General features: G+C 60.9%; 19 protein-coding genes, 1 tRNA gene and 1 pseudogene. 6 read left to right on the top strand and 15 right to left on the bottom strand.

All coding sequences use genetic code 11. From position 1 onward, the window contains the following. Positions 1-48: 48 nt before the first annotated feature. Positions 49-124 (top strand) — tRNA-Ala (locus tag E1263_RS05285). Between the two features lie 274 nt (positions 125-398). Continuing rightward, on the top strand, positions 399-857 hold the full coding sequence (locus tag E1263_RS05290; protein WP_132165946.1) for a hypothetical protein: 459 nt from the start codon (positions 399-401) through the stop codon (positions 855-857). 180 nt (positions 858-1,037) lie between these two features. Here E1263_RS05290 and E1263_RS44260 read toward each other — a convergent pair. The 6 genes and pseudogenes from E1263_RS44260 to E1263_RS05320 form a co-directional block, all read right to left on the bottom strand. Next, positions 1,038-1,934, bottom strand: a pseudogene (locus E1263_RS44260) (recombinase family protein); the annotation flags it as partial. Between the two features lie 33 nt (positions 1,935-1,967). Further along, positions 1,968-3,500, bottom strand: coding sequence for a tyrosine-type recombinase/integrase (locus tag E1263_RS05300; RefSeq protein ID WP_165956480.1), 1,533 nt, complete (start codon positions 3,498-3,500; stop codon positions 1,968-1,970). Further along, on the bottom strand, positions 3,493-3,744 hold the full coding sequence (locus E1263_RS44265; protein WP_132165950.1) for a helix-turn-helix domain-containing protein: 252 nt from the start codon (positions 3,742-3,744) through the stop codon (positions 3,493-3,495). Before E1263_RS44265 ends, E1263_RS05300 begins: the two co-directional genes overlap by 8 nt. Continuing rightward, positions 3,734-4,378 (bottom strand): ImmA/IrrE family metallo-endopeptidase, encoded by a 645-nt coding sequence (locus E1263_RS05310; RefSeq protein ID WP_132165952.1) that lies wholly within the window; start codon positions 4,376-4,378, stop codon positions 3,734-3,736. The genes E1263_RS44265 and E1263_RS05310 overlap by 11 nt, the downstream gene beginning before the upstream one ends. Positions 4,379-4,422: 44 nt before the next feature. After that, positions 4,423-4,806 (bottom strand): helix-turn-helix domain-containing protein, encoded by a 384-nt coding sequence (locus tag E1263_RS05315; protein WP_132165954.1) that lies wholly within the window; start codon positions 4,804-4,806, stop codon positions 4,423-4,425. A gap of 234 nt (positions 4,807-5,040) precedes the next feature. After that, the gene (locus E1263_RS05320) at positions 5,041-5,547 is read right to left on the bottom strand and encodes a hypothetical protein (protein WP_132165956.1); all 507 of its coding nucleotides are present in this window, start codon (positions 5,545-5,547) and stop codon (positions 5,041-5,043) included. A 350-nt stretch (positions 5,548-5,897) separates the two neighbouring features. Here E1263_RS05320 and E1263_RS05325 point away from each other — a divergent pair, with 350 nt between their 5' ends. Together E1263_RS05325 and E1263_RS05330 are read left to right on the top strand one after the other, a co-directional pair. Beyond that, the gene (locus E1263_RS05325; protein ID WP_132165958.1) at positions 5,898-6,965 is read left to right on the top strand and encodes a transposase; all 1,068 of its coding nucleotides are present in this window, start codon (positions 5,898-5,900) and stop codon (positions 6,963-6,965) included. 87 nt (positions 6,966-7,052) lie between these two features. Further along, positions 7,053-7,352 (top strand): hypothetical protein, encoded by a 300-nt coding sequence (locus E1263_RS05330; RefSeq protein WP_132165960.1) that lies wholly within the window; start codon positions 7,053-7,055, stop codon positions 7,350-7,352. Between the two features lie 64 nt (positions 7,353-7,416). On the opposite strand, the gene E1263_RS05335 is transcribed toward E1263_RS05330, so the two are convergent. From E1263_RS05335 to E1263_RS05375, 9 genes are all read right to left on the bottom strand, one after another. Next, positions 7,417-8,238: an antirestriction protein ArdA gene (locus E1263_RS05335; protein ID WP_132165962.1), complete on the bottom strand. Its 822-nt coding sequence runs from the start codon at positions 8,236-8,238 to the stop codon at positions 7,417-7,419. A 47-nt stretch (positions 8,239-8,285) separates the two neighbouring features. Continuing rightward, positions 8,286-9,221, bottom strand: coding sequence for a DNA-methyltransferase (locus E1263_RS05340; RefSeq protein WP_202868727.1), 936 nt, complete (start codon positions 9,219-9,221; stop codon positions 8,286-8,288). Positions 9,222-9,298: 77 nt separating this feature from the next. After that, positions 9,299-10,255: a replication-relaxation family protein gene (locus E1263_RS05345; RefSeq protein ID WP_132165966.1), complete on the bottom strand. Its 957-nt coding sequence runs from the start codon at positions 10,253-10,255 to the stop codon at positions 9,299-9,301. After that, the gene (locus E1263_RS05350; protein ID WP_132165968.1) at positions 10,252-12,201 is read right to left on the bottom strand and encodes a type IV secretory system conjugative DNA transfer family protein; all 1,950 of its coding nucleotides are present in this window, start codon (positions 12,199-12,201) and stop codon (positions 10,252-10,254) included. The genes E1263_RS05345 and E1263_RS05350 overlap by 4 nt, the downstream gene beginning before the upstream one ends. Before the next feature lie 196 nt (positions 12,202-12,397). Continuing rightward, positions 12,398-12,607 (bottom strand): hypothetical protein, encoded by a 210-nt coding sequence (locus E1263_RS05355; RefSeq protein ID WP_132165970.1) that lies wholly within the window; start codon positions 12,605-12,607, stop codon positions 12,398-12,400. Positions 12,608-12,767: 160 nt separating this feature from the next. Next, positions 12,768-12,998: a hypothetical protein gene (locus E1263_RS05360; RefSeq protein WP_132165972.1), complete on the bottom strand. Its 231-nt coding sequence runs from the start codon at positions 12,996-12,998 to the stop codon at positions 12,768-12,770. A 74-nt stretch (positions 12,999-13,072) separates the two neighbouring features. Beyond that, positions 13,073-13,768: a VWA domain-containing protein gene (locus tag E1263_RS05365; protein ID WP_132165974.1), complete on the bottom strand. Its 696-nt coding sequence runs from the start codon at positions 13,766-13,768 to the stop codon at positions 13,073-13,075. Beyond that, positions 13,765-14,829 (bottom strand): hypothetical protein, encoded by a 1,065-nt coding sequence (locus E1263_RS05370; protein WP_132165976.1) that lies wholly within the window; start codon positions 14,827-14,829, stop codon positions 13,765-13,767. Before E1263_RS05370 ends, E1263_RS05365 begins: the two co-directional genes overlap by 4 nt. Before the next feature lie 5 nt (positions 14,830-14,834). Continuing rightward, on the bottom strand, positions 14,835-15,623 hold the full coding sequence (locus E1263_RS05375; protein ID WP_132165978.1) for a hypothetical protein: 789 nt from the start codon (positions 15,621-15,623) through the stop codon (positions 14,835-14,837). A 154-nt stretch (positions 15,624-15,777) separates the two neighbouring features. Here E1263_RS05375 and E1263_RS05380 point away from each other — a divergent pair, with 154 nt between their 5' ends. Beyond that, on the top strand, positions 15,778-16,977 hold the full coding sequence (locus E1263_RS05380) for a hypothetical protein (RefSeq protein ID WP_132165980.1): 1,200 nt from the start codon (positions 15,778-15,780) through the stop codon (positions 16,975-16,977). Continuing rightward, a complete protein-coding gene (locus E1263_RS05385; protein ID WP_132165982.1) occupies positions 16,958-17,755 on the top strand; it encodes a hypothetical protein in 798 nt (265 codons plus the stop codon). The genes E1263_RS05380 and E1263_RS05385 overlap by 20 nt, the downstream gene beginning before the upstream one ends. Positions 17,756-18,001 lie beyond the last annotated feature (246 nt).

Raw genomic sequence — 18,001 nt, forward strand, 5'->3', positions numbered from 1 at the left:
CGTGTTAGAGTTTCGCGGTCGCCAAGGGAGACTTCGGCGGCCCGATCTGGGGCTTTGGCGCAGTTGGTAGCGCGCTTCGTTCGCAACGAAGAGGTCAGGGGTTCGAATCCCCTAAGCTCCACCAGGCGGTTCTTATTAGAACAACTGGCGAGATCATCGCCGGGCAGTAGGACCCGGAGACGATGGGTCGACGCGGATTGGCCGTTCCCGGCGACGGGGGCGGCCATTTCGGCGTCTGGGGCGGTTTCAGGGATCGGGACGACGTCGGGTGGGGCCAGGGTGGTCTGGCCCGTGTGAATGGCGTGTAGGGCCGCGAACGGTTGACGCAGTTCGTACCCCGCGACCTCATCTTCATCGAGGTAGAGCCGGTGAAAGATGGCCTGGTTGAGTAGCCGCTTTTGGTCGTCGTTGCAGCGACGGTAGAGCGCCTGCGGATCCTCCAGCAGGGCCAGGCTGAGTTCGATCAGACGCGCATCATCGGTCAGATCCGGGACTTCCTCGCCCAGCCGTTCTTTGAGATGGGTGCGTTGGCGTTCGAGGCTGCGGAGCTTTTCCTTGATCTTGGCCTGCGGCATGCTGCTGTCGGCGGCCATGTCCAGCAGGTTGTCCTCTTTCGTATCGAGGGCCTTGATCTCGGATTGGAGTTGCTGTTTGAGCAGGCGGGCAGTCCGTTGGTGGTTCGACAGAGCGGCGGCCACATGGGATCTGGTCTGCTCTATGAACTGCCGGCTAAATCGCACTGCCCCGTAGATCCGCTCGACGGCGTTCTCGATCTGGATCACGTTGACGTGGCGGCTGGGGCAGTCGTCGGTCCGCATGTTAGGGCAGAAGAAGTACTGGTACTGGTTGCCGCGTGAGTTCGTGGTGTGCTGGATGACGAGCCGTTGCTCCACACGGCGACGGTGGCAAGGACCGCAGTAGATCGAGCCCTTGAGCTGGTGATGATGGGTGCGCCGCCGCTCGCCAGCCATCGAGCGGGAGTCGGCGATGACCTGGACCTGATCGAACAACTCTTCTTCGATCAGGGCTTCGTGTCGCCCGTCGATCCTTTCGTCCTTGTAGGTAACGAACCCGAGGTAGTAACGGTCGCGTATCATCTTGGAGAGCTTGTTGATCGAGACCTGCTGCGATGGGGTCTTTCTGGTTGCTCGGGTGCGGAGGCCACGGTCATAAAGCTCGTCGGACAGATCGGCCAACGTGTAATCGCCAGTCGCGTACAACTCGAAGGCGATCTTGATGAGCGGACCACGTACGGGATCAAACGCCACAGTACGGATCTGACGGAACTCAAACTGGTCAATGACGTTCAGGTAGCCGAGAGGTGCGAGGCCGATCGTGCCACCGTTCTTGGCCTTCTGACCCATCTTGTACGAGATGTCAGCGCCAGACTCCTTCGACTGGTACTCGTTGAAAGTGGCCAGGATGCCGTGCATGAGCTGGCCGACGGGAGTGTCGTCGATCGCCTCGGTGGCGGAGATGACGGATACGCCGCGCTTCCGTAGACCAGCCATGACGATGGCGTCGTCGTAGCGGTTGCGAGCCATGCGGTTGAGCTTGTAGAAGATGATGATGTCCACGTCGTTGCGCTCGCGGACGCGGGCGAGCATCTGCTGGAACACGACTCGCTTGCTCATCTCCGTTGCCGACTTACCAGGCTCGACATACTCATCGATGATGACGAGATCCTGTTGCTCGGCTCTGCGGTAGCAGGCCTGACGCTGCGCCGGCAACGAGATGCCTTCGGGGTCGTAGTCCGTATCGACCTGGTCTTTCGTAGAGACTCGCAAGTAGATGACAGCCCGCCGTCCGACCAAGGACTCATCGGCCTCGACCGTCTGACCAGTGCTCACATCGAAGGCCTGAACTTCGAAATCAAGACTCTGAGACTGCAAGAAGTACCGATCGTCAGTCGTCGGCAGGTAGGGGCTGTCCATAGTGGTCTCCGGTGGTAGTCGGCGGGCTGGGGGTTAGTTCGTGCGTGGTGGGCCGTTCGACGGTGGGAGCAGGTTGAATGGGAAGGAACGTTCGCAAAGGATCTGAAGTTGCGCCCCACGGATGCTCTGGAGAGTGAGAAGGGCCTGCGCAACTGCCTCGGACTCGTCAAAGGTATGTGTGGATTGACGGAGACCTTTGACGGCAAGATGGCCTACCAAAGTGGCATAAGCACGTGTTCGAGCGTGCTGCAAAACAGGGGTCGGGGATGACGCCAAGATGTCCCTGATGAGCCTTTTAAGCAGGGTGTCCCGGGTTCGAGCCCCGGTGGACCCTCCAGAGGTGAGCAGCGCGAAATTCGTGCTTTCACCCTTGGAATTAGCGACTTTGACGGTAGATTCTGACGGCAGCTCGGCCTGCTTCTGGCTGCCAAGCAATACCTCGCCTGCGCGTGTCAGACCACGGCGTTGCCCTTCGAGGTCCTCATGTTGGTAAATCTGCTGCGTCGTCGTAACGTGCGCATGTCCCAGGATGAGCTGGATATCACGGTCCGGAACACCGAGTTGTTTGAGTAGCGTCGCGGACGTATGCCGACTTGCCTGATGCAGCGTGACGCGCCGCAGCCCGGATCGATCACTAATCTCGTGGAAGGTACGAGCAAAGTTCTTCGGGTCGATCGGGGTACCAGTTGCACTCAGGAATACGAGGCTGTCGATTGGTATCTGGCTGGCTGATTCATCGACGGGCTCGTGTCCGAACCGGTTGATATGTAGAGCTTCTACGCTGCGGCGAATAGCCTCAATGAGCGGTAGTGAACGCTCTCCAGCCTCTGTCTTCACGGGCGAAGCAATGAGGACACTGCCGATACGCTGGATCTGCTGCGTAACTTCAAATCTCGATCGTTTGAAGTCAACATCGGTCCAGCGAAGTCCAAGGACCTCACCCCGCCTAAGCCCGTACAGCAGAACCATCACGTAGGCGAGATGCCAAGCATGGGATGAGGCCGCTACGAGGAACTGTCGCGCTTCGTCAGCCGACCACGGCTTGACCTTTTTGCGTTGATACGGCTTCAGTTCGACAAGCTTGGCAACGTTCCGATGGATCAGTTCTTGACGTTCAGCTTTGCCGAGCGCGATCCGCAAGACACTCCGCATTAGGTGGATTGACCTAATGGTTGTTGTGGTCTCAAACTTCTCGTCTAGAAAAGACTGAACATCTCGACCGGTCAAATTCTGCAGTCGGATGGCACCAAGTGCTGGCTTAAGATGATTGCGAACAACGGCCTCGTAGAGCTCAAGGGTTCTTGGCCGGTTCTTTTTGGCAACGACCTCCTGTAGCCAGTGGTCGAGGTACCCGCCAACAGTCCATGACTGATCCGAAACGGGGATGTTCCGCGATTCGTCTCGGATCTTCTCGTTCAGCTTCTCGCGTGCAATCTTCCGTGTCGCTCCATACACCGATACCTTCTTGCGCTTGCCCGACACGGTGGTGGCGAAGACCGAGCCTTCCCATCGGCCGTCCTTTCGATGGTAGATGGTGCCTTCTCCAACGACTCTCCGACTAGACATCGACAGAACCCTCAGTGCGGAGCTGAGCGACGAAGGCATTGAGGTCTTCCTGCGGGACAAGGCGACGACGGCCAATGAGAACAGACTTGAGGCGACGCTTGTTGATGAGCTGGTAGAGCGCCCACCGGCTGATGCGGAGCGCGTCAGATGCTTCAGCGACGGTGAGCAGGAGTGACGACCCGTCGAGCGGGAGACCATCGCTCGCACGTTGCTCTGGTGGGATCGTAGGGTTATCACGATCCATCACTGACAAGCTCCGGGCGTTGCTGCTTAGGCTGTCGGCCGTAGTTGACGAAGGTACGGACTGGCTCTGTGAACTGATCGTGAACGGTCCGAAGGCCGGTCTGCAAGAGACGTACGGATACCGCCGCTACGGAAGCCTCGAAATGGTTCGCAAGGCACAACGGAGCTTGCAGACCGTTGCCCCATGCCGCTTTGAGATGCCTGCGGGGGAGCAGAACACAGCCTGCGAAGTAGTCAGCTGCGGCCTCTGCCTGCTGTTCTGATGAACGCATGCGATCGCCCGTATAGAGCTTGTCCGTCTGGCCGTGGTCAATGATGTGTTTGAACTCGTGCATGAGGGTAAAGCGCTGTCGCCGTTTGCACTCACCCTTGTTTAGGGTGATGACCCATTCTTTGCCGCTCCAGTAGCTGATACCGCTGGTTGGCAGAGCCTTATAGACCACTTTTATGTGCGGCAAGGCGCTGACGATCTCTGTAGGAACTGGTCCTTGCGTGATATCGAACAATTCAAGTAGTCGATTAGCCTGGATCTCTGCAATACGCTCAGCTTCGCCGAAGGTCACGCTCCGATGGGGGATCACCGATCGGAGAGTCCTGAGAATGCTGGGTTGCTTAGTTTTCTGTTGATTTTCCATGATTAAACCCTCCTTTCGGTTAGCTGGTTGATGGGGGAGAGGTGCTAGCCTTCATCCTCGCCGTTTGATGGGCCGCGCGGATCGTGTCCGTACGCCTTAGTGATTTGCTCGAAGACTCCTTCGAGGATTGCTCTGTCTTTCTCCGAGATATTGCTGTATTTCGTGCGTAAGTAATAGTTAAAGGTCGGGAGTTCCTTATCGGGGACAAGGCCGGCGCAGACATAGAAGTCTGTAACGGGGATGTCGAGTACCTTTGCTATAGCAGCGAGGCTGTCGCTCCGAGGGGACGAGATTCGCCCGGCTTCGATCCGCGTGATGGTCGCAGGGTCGATATCGGCTCGTCTGGCTACCTCTGTTGCTGTTAGGTGCAGCTCTTGGCGACGCTCTTTCATGCGTCTCGCGAGAGTTTGTGCGTGCAATTGATCCATATAGGCTCACCTTCCTTAATTGTTTCCAAGTTCTATTATCCGCCGAATGATGAATCAATTCAATGGCATTCGATGTTTCCGCAACGATGGTTGATCAATAGAGGCAATCCTCTCCTTATTTCTATTTCTGGGATTGATGGGTGGGAGGCGGGCGCATCAGCGCTCTCGCCTCCCACCCGTAGGTGGTGTCCCGCTCAACCTGTCAGGGGAGTGGGACGGTGGTTACCGAGGAGCTCAGCTCTTCGTAGTGGACGCCCGTCGCCGGGTCGTCTTCTTGGCTTCCGGATCGGCCGACTGCTCGGTTGCCTCGTCGTCGGACGAAGCAACGTCGCTGGCGGGGTCGTCCGATGCGGCATCGGCTTCCATGGTGGAAACCTCAGCTGCCAATTCGGCCGCCTGTTCGCCCAGACTGATTGCCGCCTCTAGCTGCTCAATGCTGGCACCCTCCTCTGTGGTGGGCGCAGCATCCGGTGTAACGGCGTCGAGCAGCGAAGAGATCGCAAGCACCTGCGCTTCGGCTTCGCGCTTGATCCGTTCGGATCGGGCGGAGACCTTGGTTTGGAACTTCGGATCGGTTCGCCTGGACTCGATCAGGAGCTTTGCGCCCCTGACGAGTGCTACCTGCAACGGAATGTCGTCGATCTCAGTGACGGCACTCAGTTGAGCGTGGATTGGGTGTTGGAGTTTCACCCCGATCGTCTTGTAGCTCTGCGGCCTGGTCGGGTTTTCTTCCTCGCTCATAGCGAGTTCTCCTCGGTGTTGGTGCAGCCGGCCACCCCTGTCTGGGGTGACGGAACGGCTGCACGGCACCGATGAAGCTCGGGGGTCGTCTATACGGGCAGTCATGCTTGATATGTAATCGTTTACGACATCTGCCAAAATATGAAATAATTGACAACATATATGAATGACGTATCCTCATCCCCAAGCACCGACGAAGTAATGACAAACCTGAGCGCCCGCGACGTAGCCGCCCTGTACCTCGGGCACCGCCAGCTATTTGAGAACCTGCAGGCGTTTCAGTTGTCGGGCAAGCGGGTTCCTGGCGGCGCGGATTGAGATTGCGTCGCTGACGCTTAGTGTCACCGAACATGCACTGGAAAAACTTGCAATGCGTGATCCTCAGAAGGCTGCTGACATACTCTCCTACCTCCAGTTCGCCCCACATAGCGTGGATCGTATTCGCGAACGGCTGCAAGAAGCGCTGCACGCGTAGCGTCTGTAAGGAAGTTCAGCTGAACGCCGGTGGTTGCCATTGTAATCAGCTCACGCTTGATGCAACCTGTCACCTGTTGCATAATGAAGGCAATATGGCAACATCTGCAAAATCTTTAGACCCGCTTGACGACTATCTGTCGCCGCAGTTTGAGGTCTATCGCGAGGGCTTCGGAGATAGTGCCCGCGTGAGTGACATCAACATCGCTGTTCGGCGCTATCTTCTACAAGATGCTCCTAGGGAGTTAGCGGCTGATGTCGTCGCGGCATTGCTCGCTGATGCGCCAGTAAATGAAGGCATCTCGGAGCTCCAAGCGGATGAAGTCTTGACCTCGTACGAGCCGTGGGAGATTGCCTGGCAGTTCCACCGAGCCGCAGTCTTCGCCTGTCCGACCCTCGATGCGCTGATCGGCCGCCTGCGGGTATGGTCGTACATCGATGACCAACTCGACGCTGGACTTTGGTTAACCCACCACGGCTCGACACAGGCGCTTAACGAGATGTGTCAACGCATCGGTGTGTCGCCAGACCGGAGCCGTGATCGTCTCACGGATGATGATGACGTCTCGGACACGGCCGATCTTCTTGTGAGTCACTGTCTGCCTCAAGAGCTTCTTGTGGTGTGGCGCGAGGCCACCTCGCCCACCGATGCTGATCTGACCGATGCCGAGTGGGAGATCCTTCAGCCTTTTGTTCCACTCCCGCCGTCGGGGCGAGTTGTTCCACAGTTCTCGAAGGCTGCACGGCGCGCACTAAGTGGCATCTTCTACCGTCACTTGCACGAGACCAGTTGGGGGCAGATTCCCGCACGATACGGCACGAGGGAGAATCTCTACCAACGCCATGTCAACTACCGGAAAGCGGGAAGATTCGAGCAGATGTCTCAAGCCGTCGAGGATGATCCGGCCGGCAAGCGGCTACGGCGATGGCTGAAAGCGATGTGATCGAGGAGCCAGCCTTAGTATTTACAGTCGTCTCATCATTTGAGACAATGTGGGTATATGAAAGATTCTCACGCAAACTCAATCGACGTGGATGATCTACTCGATGCACTGAATCCGGTCTACATTGCATCGGTCTACTTTGGATGCATCGCCACTATCCGGCAACGTGAAGTCATCCGGCTGTTGAGTGAAAAACCGCACGAAGAAATCGAGCGTCGCGCGGCGAAGGCTGACCGGTACAAGGAACTGTTTGATCCGGCGTTGGTGCGCCTTGTTCAACGTGACCCGGAAAAGGGTAAGATCCTCGCTCAGCAAATGAGTGAATGGATGGCTGACGAGCCTTCTATCACTGAAGAAGCTGAGGCGGTCATAAGGGACGCTTCCTAGCCTCGCAGCACGTCCGCGCAACGCGCACTCTCTATCTAATTATCAATGTGCAACCTGGGTAATCTCAGATCCGGCCGTTGAACACCCACACCCCGTCGGGGTGATCCGCGAAGCGGACATCACCGCTGGTCTCCATCTCGTGGACCATGTGCCCGTAGTCCGGTCGGACGATGTCGCGCATCCACTCGGGCAAGGCCTCTAGCTCGTGCTCGCCGTTCATGCCGTTGAACACGTGTTCGGCATACGCTTCGCGGTCCTCGAACTCGCCGTCGTAGGCATCCTTGAACCGCTCTAGGGTGTAGATGTCGTGGTCGTCGTTGATCTCTGCCCAGGCGGCGAACGCCATGCCGTGCTCGTGGATGCCTCGGCCAAGGGCGCAGACGATGTCCAGCGATTCGTACTCCGACAAGACGACCTCGCCGAAGCCTTCCTGGCTGGTGATTGCCCACTCTTCGGCTGGTTCCTTTGTGAAGTGGGTGTGCAGGGATCGGGCGAGGATCTTCTTGATGTCCGCATGGATGTCATCGAGATCTTGGCTCGCGTCGATCCAGTCGCCGATGTCGTGACCTTCGGTGTAGTCGATGACCGACCGGACATAGATCCGTGGGCGGATGCGCTTCTCGGCTTCGCCCTCTTCGGGTTTGCCGGCCGCGAGAGCGTCCCGGCGATCCTTGAGCATCTGTTCGTGCTCGATTAGTCCTTGGGCGTCTTCTTCGTTGAGTCCGTAGCTGACGTAGCGCTCCAGCTTCTCGCGGCTGGCCCGTCGCTCCTCGGCTGCGGCCGTGCGAGCTGCTTCGATCTCGGCCTGCCTTTCTGGGTCATCGGTGCCGTAACTGTTGGCGCCTTGCTGTTCTGGGTTTGGTGGTGCGGGGAAGTCTTCACGCATGCTCACCTCCTTTCGGTGTTAGTGGTTGGTTCGGCGGAGAGCGACCGTCATGCGGCTGTGCTCTCCGGGGATGCTCGGAAGGGTCTGGCGGCAGCGATACGACTGTCCGCTAGTTCTGCGAACTCAGGATTGAGCTCGACACCCAGCCAATCCCGGCCGTGCCTCTCGGCACTCACGGCAGTTGTGCCAGCGCCCATAAACGGATCGAGCACGATAGCCGGTTCGCTCGGCGCCTGACAGAGACAGGTCGCCAGTAGCGCCCCGCGGATAGCGGTAGCGCCGAGACGCCTCGTCACCCGGCAATGCGGCTTGAAGCAGTTCGAGCATCGCGCCTCGGGGCTGCCGGCAAGGATGGCGCGTTCAGCTAGACGCTCGGGAAAGGTGGCGAAGTGCGCACCTCGGTAGCTGCTGGTCGGCAGTTGCCAGACATCCCCGGGGTTCTTCCCGAGCGGGTGCCCAACGATGCCGCGCTGTTTGAGCGAGACCAGCCCGCGGATGTTGTCGGTCGAGCGAGCCCGCCACTGCTGAGGGATCGAGTCCTTGGCGGATGCCTGCGGGGTCGTCGGCTTGCTCGTGTGTGGAACTCGGATGGCGTCAAGATCGAAGAAGTAGCTGCGCTGTTTGGTGAGCAAGAAGACGACTTCGTAGGTGGTGGTCAACCTGTCCGGCACGCTGGACGGCATGGGGTTGGTCTTGCTCCAGATGATCTGGTTACGTACCAACCAGCCGTCTGCCGCGAGCGCTGCTGACAGTCGCGCCGGCCCCAGAAGGAGGCTTTTCCTCGGTGAGCCTTCCTTATCGTGGATCGAGTATCGATCCGCAACGTTCAGCCAGAACGTCCCAGTCGGGGTGAGGACTCGTCCGACTTCGGCGGCGACCGCGGTGAGGTTGCTGACCCACTCGTGGATGTTGGCCTCTTGCCCCAGCTGGCCACCAACGCCGTAGTTTCTTAGCTGGTAGTACGGAGGCGAAGTCAGGACCATGTCAACGGACTCGCTAGGGAGTTGGTGCAGTCGGTCCAGAGCGTCACCCACGAGAATCTTGTTTCGGGGTGGCTGGGTCATGCTGCACCCCCGATCACCACTCCGACGAACTGTTCCTTGGTGACGACGCGGAACAGGCTCTGGTCGAGACGAGCGCTGCGGATAGCCGCTGACAGCTTGTCGGCCCGCATCTGGTTCGGGACTACCCAGAGGATGCGGGGGAAGACGTTGTGGGCGTCTTGTTCGATGCCGCTACGCCGGTAGTCCTCGTAGAGTTGACACTTGCGGACGACTGTCGGCGGATGCTCACTGCCGAGGTCGACCTCGAGGAACCAATGGTCTTCGTACTCGCCCTGGGCGGTCACGACGGCCAGGTCAGGGCGGATAAGCCGTCGGACGCCGCCTGGTCCAGCGAAGTATCGCCAGCTTCCAGGTTCGACCTGGACGGTGACGAGTTCGAGATCATTTGTTCGTGAGGCTCGGACCAGGGCTATATGGGCATCGGCGATGGCAAGCGTGTGTTCAAGGAGACGGACAGAGGGCTCACGCTGACGCCGACGAGTCCCGTTGCCAAGGTCGATCTGCAGGAGCCGATCACCGGCAGGAGCGAGTTGCCAGACGTAGCTGCTCGATCCAGCGTCGACGCCACCGACACGGCGATCTAGGTGAGAGATCAGCTGGAGTCCATCGAGTCGCTTCAGAACTCGGTTAGTGCTCCGGGTGGCGGCCAGCGCCGAGCCGTGCCCAGTGAAGTGCAGTTGCTCGATGTGTTTTGAGGTGAGCAGTCGATGAGTCGAGATCGATTTCAAGATTTCGAGATCACGAGCACTGATGCTGTTCCGGAGACTGGCGAGAACACGTCGGCCGGTTCGCTTGTTGGGGTGGTGGGCGGGTAGGAGATCACTAGAAGTGGATGAACTATTCCCGACCACTAATGAGCGGTTCGTCGGCTCTGACCTGCGAGGATCTGGCTGGCTCGTTGAGGCGATCGGACGTGCGATCGGACGGTCTGTTCCTTCCTGAGGCACGCTCATGCTGGCCTCCTTCTGCGACCACTTTGGCCGGTTGCCGTTGCCGGATCAGACCCGTTCTGAGCGAGTTCGGCAAAGTCTTGCTCGACTTCATCAAGGGTCCGCCCGTACCGCCTGCGGCTCCGCTCGATGAGCATGGCCGGGTCGGTGGTGGCCGGCGGCAGCGGGAGCGTGCGTCCCGCTGCGTACGGCGTCACCTGGCCATCCTTGGTTGCGAGGCTGGCGTAGATGTTGAAGGCCGGAAGTGCGGTCAGATCGTCCGGGGTGATCTCGGGATGTCCTCGGCTGAGCAGGGTGGCGTCGTCATGGGCTAGCTGGAACAGCACGCGACTTCTGATGTTTCCGAGGAACCCAGCTTTTAGAGCTGGCGGCAGTTGGCCGCTGTACTGGTGAGCGAGAACAAACGCAGCACCCATCCCACGAGCCTGCGCCAGTGCGTCGCCGAGATCACCGAAGGCGGAGATGTAGTCCTGGACTTCATCGATGACGGCGAGGACTGGAGGCCGTTGGTTCTGCGGTAGGGCGACTCGCCGTTGAACGGCGTGCCAGAGCTCGGCGACGACCAGCGATCCGGTCAGACGTGAGGCTTCGGCTCCGATGATCTGTTTCCGCAGCGGCACGAGCAGGATCTTCTTCTGCGCCAGGATTTCGTCCATGGTGATCCGTGGCTTGCGTTGCCCGATGACAGCTCGGAGACCGGGGTTAATGAGCAGCGGGCGTAGCTTGTTCTGAAGGGGTGCGATGACGTTGGCGCGGTTTTCGTCGGACATCGCGTCGTACCACTCCCAGAAGGGGCCGAGCGCGATCGGATCGGCTGCAGCGACGCGCTGCACGATCGAGCGCCGGAACCCGGTATTGGTGAGCAGGAGCTGCAGCATTGGCAGGCTGGCGTCACCACGCCGGGCCAGCGTCAGGAGCGCCGAGTACAAGATGTCTTGGCTGCGTACTCCGAGCGAGTCGCCGTAGAGGCCGCGGAAGACGCTGACCAACCCTTCTACCCGACTCTCCGGTGTCCCGGAGCCAGCCAGCGTGTTCAGCCCAAGGGGCGCCTCGTCGTTGGGGTCCAACACCACAATGTCGTCCCAGCGATGCGCCGGGGTACGGGCGAGGACATCCAGGACAACGTCCCCTTTTGGTTCTATGAGAACGATTCCGTTGCCGAGGGCAATGTTTTGCACGATGAGGTTCGTGAGTAGAGTGCTCTTCCCAGTGCCGTTCGGCCCGAGCGCCCAGGTGTGCCGAAGTGATGCTTGGATATCCAGCCCGATAGCCCGTGTGTGTCCCGGGGCAGTCGCCTCGGCAACGACGAGATCGGGTTTTGTCGACAGCAGGTCAGACGGTGGAAGCAGCCGCGGATGGATGCTCGGCACGCCCGGGAGGTCGGACTCCCCAATAGGCCAGGCGATCAGGCCGAGGAGTTCGGGGCTGTTGAGTGCCATCGGCCACCACCACGGACTCGATGCGGCGTTGAGCTTGCGTGCTCGCTCGGGAACGAGTCGTAGGTGAACGCCCGGTGCGTCGAGGGTCCGGGCAGCGGTGAGGAGTCCTGCCATCAGGGAGCGGCGACGCTGGGTTGTTGCCGCGTTGACGCCGAAGCGGATCACGCAGTCGAAGCCAGATTCGCTCTCCTTGGTGCGCTGGGCGTTGCGACCTTCGCTATCCGACCGGGTGGCCGGCGTAGCGCCGAAGATCCCAGGTGTGCTGTGTCCGTGCGTCGTCGATACGACACGAGCGGCCTTACGTGGCCCGAGCACTATCTGAATCACGGCATGCTCGGTGTCGAAGACGCGATGCAGAGCAGCCAGAAGAGCGCGAGTCGACGGTTCCGGATCGTCGGTGCGAAGCGCCCGTTTACGGCTGCTGATCCGAAGTACAGCAGCATGACCGACGGCAGGTCGATACACGTCGTTCGTCGTGATCTGCGTACCGCGGATGGTCTGCTTCACCATGGCGGTCACGGAGCTTTCGGCCCGGCGTGGAACGCCGAGTAGATATTGCGTTGTCAAGCAGGATCGAACCTCCAGGATCAACCGCGGGTTGCGAGGATCACCGCTCCACAGGTGAAGGAGCTCGAGGACTGTGCCTGGGGCGACTGGTCGCTGGAAGTGGAGCTGCATCCAGATAAGTTCGTCAAGGTGCTGGCCTCTACTCATCGGCAGCGCCTCGTGCTTCCGCAGTTGCCGGCGGAACCCCGCTGGCGTTCGCCTCTGCTTCGGCCTCGGCTTGAGCTAGGGCGAGCTCTGCAAGGGCTCGGCCGAGTTTCTGCATATCGGGTTTCTCGCGCCGGACGGCGCGCACTGAGATACGACGTTCAGGTCTGCGGGCCTTACTGCCTCGCTTCTGGTTCTTGTTCATATGTCCCTCCTTTCCGTAATGAATGCGTGCATTTCCTGTCTAGTTATAAATGCACGGATTCATCACGGCAATGGACTTCGTGGATTCCACAACAACCGATCAGAACATGGGCTTATCTGGCGAAAACGGCGTTATTGCGCGCAGAATAGTGTTGTGGGTTTTACCAACGCGAGCGCCGCCATTGGATGATGAGCACGGCGACCCACAGCACAATGCCGAGGATGACGCCGCCGATAAGCCACGGCATGATCGGCCGCAGGAAGGTGACCGCCACGTTCAGCAGGATCGAGGTGGCGAAGAGGATGAGGCTGCCGCGCCACAGCCACTGAAGGGGGTTGGAGACGGGATCTTTCTTTTCGTTCATGAGATTTAAGTCCTTGGTGTCGGGCATGGCCGAGCCATTGCCGGTTCCGGGAAGTCCTCATAGCGCCCCGCAGGAGCGCCATGAGGACGCACTGCGGATGGTTAGATCGGCCGAGACCCCGGCCGGTGAGCGACGAGGCTGGTGAAGATGGCGCGCGCTACCGTCCCTGGTGCATCGGTGTGGGCCGCCTTAGTGATCTGGACGCGTTCATCCAGCAGCCCATCGAGCTGCGTGCCGCCGAGAACGATGGCGTGGACATCGCCGGGGAAATCGGCAAGGTCGTCGAGCACCTGGTCGACGTTGTCGTCGAACAACTCGAAGTCGCTGAGGACGACGAGGGTGGCTTCGTGATTCCTATAGTGCTTCGCCAGGGCGGTTGCCGCGTTGAGAGATGCGCCGAGGTAGCTGGCGCCGGCGGCATCATGTGGGACGTGCAGCCCGGAGCGAAGTCGTTGCAGCCCAGCTCTCGTCAGCGGCGTTGGCGGCACGTCGCCGCTGGTTGGGGTGTCGAAGTGCAGTACCGCGCCGAGCTCGTGCTTGCCGCCGCGTCGACCGATCGCACGAAAGGCACGCGAGGCTTCTTCGTATCGGTTGGAGACCGGGTCGGCTCCGGCCGGGCCGATGACCGAACCGGAGTCGTCGGCGATGACGATTGTGATCGTCGGCTCAGGAGACGGACGTCCGGGGTCGCCGAGCTGATAGGAGACGGACGGACTGTTGGCCCTGGTGCTGCCGGAGGTCCAGCGCAAGTCGGCCGCCAGTAGGTGAACCGGTCGGAGTTGAACGGTGCGGATCATGCGGCATCACCGCGGAACCGTCGCCCGATGATCTCGGGCTGCTCAGCGGCCACACCGTGGCCAGCGACGCCGGGGTTACGGCGCAAGATCCGCTGCGACAGCGCGTGAAGCTGCCACCAGGCCGCCCGCCCGCGGTGCGCGTGCTCAGTCTTGATCGAGGCAGCCGCGGTCAGCGCCTCGGCACGGCGCCTGATGCTGGGATCAGCAGCCAACTTGCGGTGCGCCTGGATCGCCTTCTTACATGCACCCTCGGTGCGGGCCAGGTAGTCGGCGATCTCGTCGGCGTAGCTATAGTTCGTGAGGAACGAGCCGAGCGCTGTGGCGGCGGCCAGCATGCCGAATGCGATGCCTGACGTCAGACCCTCGACGGACAGCCGCAGGCAGAAAATGCCGACGCTGATGATCGCGACGATCGTCCCGCTCAGGGCTCCGACCAGTTTCATGGTAGAAACGCCGGCCTCAGCCCCGGTGAAGAACTGTCGGTAGCGCTGCTCGGCGTCGGTCAGGCCCTCGATGTTGCGTCGCCGGATGCGAGCCAGCCGAAGATCCTTGAGGTCGCCTCCGGCCTGTCCTGCCGTGATGGCGGCGACGCCAGTAGCGACAGCCTGCCCAAGTGCGACCAGTGGGATCTCGCCCAAGGTGATCGCTGCACCAAGGATCCCGGCCGTATCACCGAGGCAGAGCGCCATGAGGCAGATCCAGTAGCGGACCTTGGCCGGCAGATCCCGCCGGGCGAGATGGCCGAGAGTCCGTGCGGCGTGAGTCGACTGCTCTCGCGCCGCTTCGACGCTCGACGCGGCCCCCGTGATGAGCTCGGTTGCGGCGATGGCAGCCGACTCCAGGCCAGCCGCGGTGACCGTCACCTTGCGGGCTGTGGCCTCGCCGTCCGCCGTGTAGGTCTCGGTCTGGGTCTGGGCCTTGGCGTGATACTCCCGCTCGGAGTGGAAGTCGCCGATGTTGTCCGGACGCGGGATAGCTCCGGCTCGGTCGATGTACGGCAGGATGACCGCGTCGGCTTCATCGGTTACCTCGCCTAGCGGGTTGACACGGTTGCGGTTCACGGTGCTCACCGGCCCGCGATGTAGTCGGTGACGATGGTGCACTGCGCAGCCTGAGATCGGCGACAGACGCCGTCCCAGAACCCGATCAAGGCATTGGTCATCCCTGAGCTGGGTGCCGACCCAGCCGCGACTTTGCCGATCCCGGCGACGGTCACGAAGGCTTCCGGCAAGCGCGGCACGTTGACGGTCATGCCGACCGCACGGGCGTCCGCGATCTCGACGGGCGTCGTGACTCGCCGTCCGACGGTCTGGAAGCCGTCGGTCAGGATGACGAGACGCAGGCGGTACGTCGAACCGAGCTGGTTGCGGTACTCGGCGGCCAGCCGGAACTGCGCGGTGATATCGCTCTGGGCTGGCGACACCTTCTTAATGGCCGGCGGGTAGGCAGCGGCGACCTTGTTGCTGATGTCGTCGACCAGATTGGAGACGCGGCGGAGCCGTGCGTTGTCGGTCGCTCCGGGGAGCGTGAGCTCCTCGTCGTACAGGGCAACCGTCGCCGCGCTGGTGGCAGAGAAGGCGGTGACGAGCAGGTGCCCACCGCAGATCGCGGTGCTGCGGGCCTGCTCCTTGACGATGTCGAGACGGGCAGCATCGAGCTCGGGAGTACGGCCGCTGCCGCTGACGTCCAGGTCGAGCTTGGTGGCGTACTTGGTGTCGTTCGGGCAGGTTTTGAGAATCTGCCTGTCGTCGGCGAGCTGGCCGATCTCCGGCTTGGGGCCGCAGCCGACAAGCAGCACGAGCGCCACCAGAACGGCGACGATGTGTGCCTGCGCGCTTAGCGTTGTGGACTTCACGGACGGGTCCTTCCGGCTTGGTTGGAGCCCGAGCCCGTGCAGCGAGTCATTCAAGTGAGTGACCCTGTGCTTTTTCTTCCGGGCTGGGCGTGTCACCACAGGGCAACACCCGGATCCGGACACCAAAGCGGCATGTCTGCGGCAAAATCGGGGGATGGGCGGCAAAACCGAGGCACCACCGCACGGAGCGGTCGTTGAGGATCTGAAAGCTCTTCGAGAAGCAGGGCTTGCGAGGCTGCGCCATCAGCAGCTGGACGCGCTTGAGGATGTTGCAACGGTCGCGATGGCAGAGCGGGGGTTGACGGCCGGACCTGCTATCGAGCAGGCGCTCCGTGAGTCGATCGCTGCGCTTGACTCCGGGGAGTATGGCGACGCGGCGTTGGCGCTCTTTGGTCTTGCACCCGGGCTGCGAGCGCGCTCATCGCGGGAGCGACGGGAGTACGCGGCCGCCGCGATTGACCGCTCAGCCGACACCTTTGCGCGGCGCTACGAGACGGATCTCCTTGCAAGCGTCGCTGACCAACTGCTCATCATGTATGCCGATCAGCGACTGCGAGAGGCACGGACGAAGCTTGAACGCCGTCACCCTGCTGAGTCGCGATTGGCCGTGCAGTGGGTCGAACGATTTGAGGCCTACCACCGGATGTGGACACCGGCCTGGGCACTGGGAGCTGATCTCACGGCCTACCGCCTCACGATGATCGAGCCCGGCCGGCCGTATGACTGGGTGCCTGGTACGCACGGACCCGACGATCCGGGGCATACGCAGGAGAGGCAAGCCGAGGGGTACGCGCAGGATGCGCTCTATCGGTGGGCGTGGTTCCAGTGGCATCTTCGACAGTTCACCTTGCGGCACGGTGGGATGTGGCTACTGTCAAGCAGCGCAGCGGAGACAGCTGCGGCGGACGCTGTGTACGCGATCGATTGGCACGTTACGGCCTTCAATGAAACCGATCAGTCTTGGCTTCGCAACGCAGTCGCCCAGTCGCGCGACCAGGAGAGCAGTCACTTCCATAACCTGCTGAGCAGCACCAGTGCCGGCACTGCCCGCCTCAAAGAGTGGCTCGGCTGGTGTCAGGAGTGCCAGTGTGTGTGGGACAACAACGACGTTGACACCGAAGATGCTCACTTCCCTACGGCGGCCACACACACCGGGGTACTCGAATCATGTCAGCTACATGCGGTCGTCGCAGCGTGCTCCTTGTACTGCGACCTCATTGAAGCCGAGTGGGACAAGATCGCGGATTGGTACCACCTGAGCGAAGCACGCGAGCGTGGCAGGAGCTCGGCCGATCACTACAAGAGCTGGCGTTCGGGTCTGCCTGGATCCATGGGTGGATCAGATGGCGCCTAGGCCACCCGCAGCTGCGGATGACGCCAGTGCGAAGCATTTCTTGGACGCGGCGGCCCAGCTCATCGATGCCATGTTCACGACATCGCCGACGGATCGCCCACGCCGGCTAAGCGCGATCGACTTCCCGGCAACTCTTGAATGGTTGCGGAAGGAGGACATCATCAAGCTCGCGCAGGACGGCGGCTATCCCGGAGCCAGCCGCAAGGCCTTCGACAACCGATGGGCGACCAAGGAAGACTTCGTCAACGACGCGATCATCCACACGATGCTGTACCGAGACGCTCCCAACGCGGACCCGGCGCTGCAACGTGCCCAGCTAGCCGGCGTCGAGACTGCGGAAAACGTCGGCGAGGCAATCTCGCTGTTTTGTGATGCGATGCTCGAAAGTCTCATGTCGTACCCACGGTCGTTTTTGCTGCTCCACATCGGGCCGCTTCTCGAACAGCACCCGAAGCTGAAGGTGGCGATCGTGCAAGACATGAACCGATCGTTCGCGCCATGGCATGAGGGCTACGCGCGGCTCTTCGCCGCCTTCAAGGTAGAACTGCGACCGGGTTGGTCGATCGAGCGCTACGGACTCACACTCCAGTCGATGCTTGACGGATTTCTCCTCAGATCCCGTGTTCAGGGTCAGCAGATGGATGAGTGCCGGTCGGAGGACGCGTCGCTCTTCGCGGATGCAGTGGTTGCGTTCACTCTCGGTGTGATCGACGTCGATCAGGGCGGGCAGAGCTCACGAGATGCCCTGAGCTTCCGTCTGGCCCCGACGCAAAATTAGCCGGTGAGACGGCTAGAGCGCAGATGCGCGGTCTGCGTGCTCTTCGTAGGGGGACTCATGTTGCGCTCTAAGGATGTTGACTCAGCGTGACAGTCGCTCGATGCTTACATCAAAGCGAAGGTCGTCCGGGGGGACGCCAATTCTTGGTGTATCGGAGGGCCGACGTGCCCTTGCCGGTGAGTACTACGCGTCCAGTGCCGGCTAACAGGTAGCGGTCAATGTGGGAGGAGTGGCGAGATGCGCAAA

The sequence above is a fragment of the Kribbella antibiotica genome, from assembly GCF_004349055.1.
Classification (GTDB): domain Bacteria; phylum Actinomycetota; class Actinomycetes; order Propionibacteriales; family Kribbellaceae; genus Kribbella; species Kribbella antibiotica.

What these genes read in the sequence shown, in the direction of transcription:
- E1263_RS05310 (WP_132165952.1), bottom strand. Translation starts at nt 4,378, where the DNA reads ATGGAAAATCAACAGAAAACTAAGCAACCCAGCATTCTCAGGACTCTC.
- E1263_RS05350 (WP_132165968.1), bottom strand. Translation starts at nt 12,201, where the DNA reads ATGGTGAAGCAGACCATCCGCGGTACGCAGATCACGACGAACGACGTG.
- E1263_RS05300 (WP_165956480.1), bottom strand. Translation starts at nt 3,500, where the DNA reads ATGTCTAGTCGGAGAGTCGTTGGAGAAGGCACCATCTACCATCGAAAG.
- E1263_RS05345 (WP_132165966.1), bottom strand. Translation starts at nt 10,255, where the DNA reads ATGAGCGTGCCTCAGGAAGGAACAGACCGTCCGATCGCACGTCCGATC.
- E1263_RS05355 (WP_132165970.1), bottom strand. Translation starts at nt 12,607, where the DNA reads ATGAACAAGAACCAGAAGCGAGGCAGTAAGGCCCGCAGACCTGAACGT.
- E1263_RS05360 (WP_132165972.1), bottom strand. Translation starts at nt 12,998, where the DNA reads ATGCCCGACACCAAGGACTTAAATCTCATGAACGAAAAGAAAGATCCC.
- E1263_RS05380 (WP_132165980.1), top strand. Translation starts at nt 15,778, where the DNA reads ATGGGCGGCAAAACCGAGGCACCACCGCACGGAGCGGTCGTTGAGGAT.
- E1263_RS05325 (WP_132165958.1), top strand. Translation starts at nt 5,898, where the DNA reads ATGCACTGGAAAAACTTGCAATGCGTGATCCTCAGAAGGCTGCTGACA.
- E1263_RS05365 (WP_132165974.1), bottom strand. Translation starts at nt 13,768, where the DNA reads ATGATCCGCACCGTTCAACTCCGACCGGTTCACCTACTGGCGGCCGAC.
- E1263_RS05320 (WP_132165956.1), bottom strand. Translation starts at nt 5,547, where the DNA reads ATGAGCGAGGAAGAAAACCCGACCAGGCCGCAGAGCTACAAGACGATC.
- E1263_RS44265 (WP_132165950.1), bottom strand. Translation starts at nt 3,744, where the DNA reads ATGGATCGTGATAACCCTACGATCCCACCAGAGCAACGTGCGAGCGAT.
- E1263_RS05340 (WP_202868727.1), bottom strand. Translation starts at nt 9,221, where the DNA reads ATGGTCCTGACTTCGCCTCCGTACTACCAGCTAAGAAACTACGGCGTT.
- E1263_RS05335 (WP_132165962.1), bottom strand. Translation starts at nt 8,238, where the DNA reads ATGCGTGAAGACTTCCCCGCACCACCAAACCCAGAACAGCAAGGCGCC.
- E1263_RS05315 (WP_132165954.1), bottom strand. Translation starts at nt 4,806, where the DNA reads ATGGATCAATTGCACGCACAAACTCTCGCGAGACGCATGAAAGAGCGT.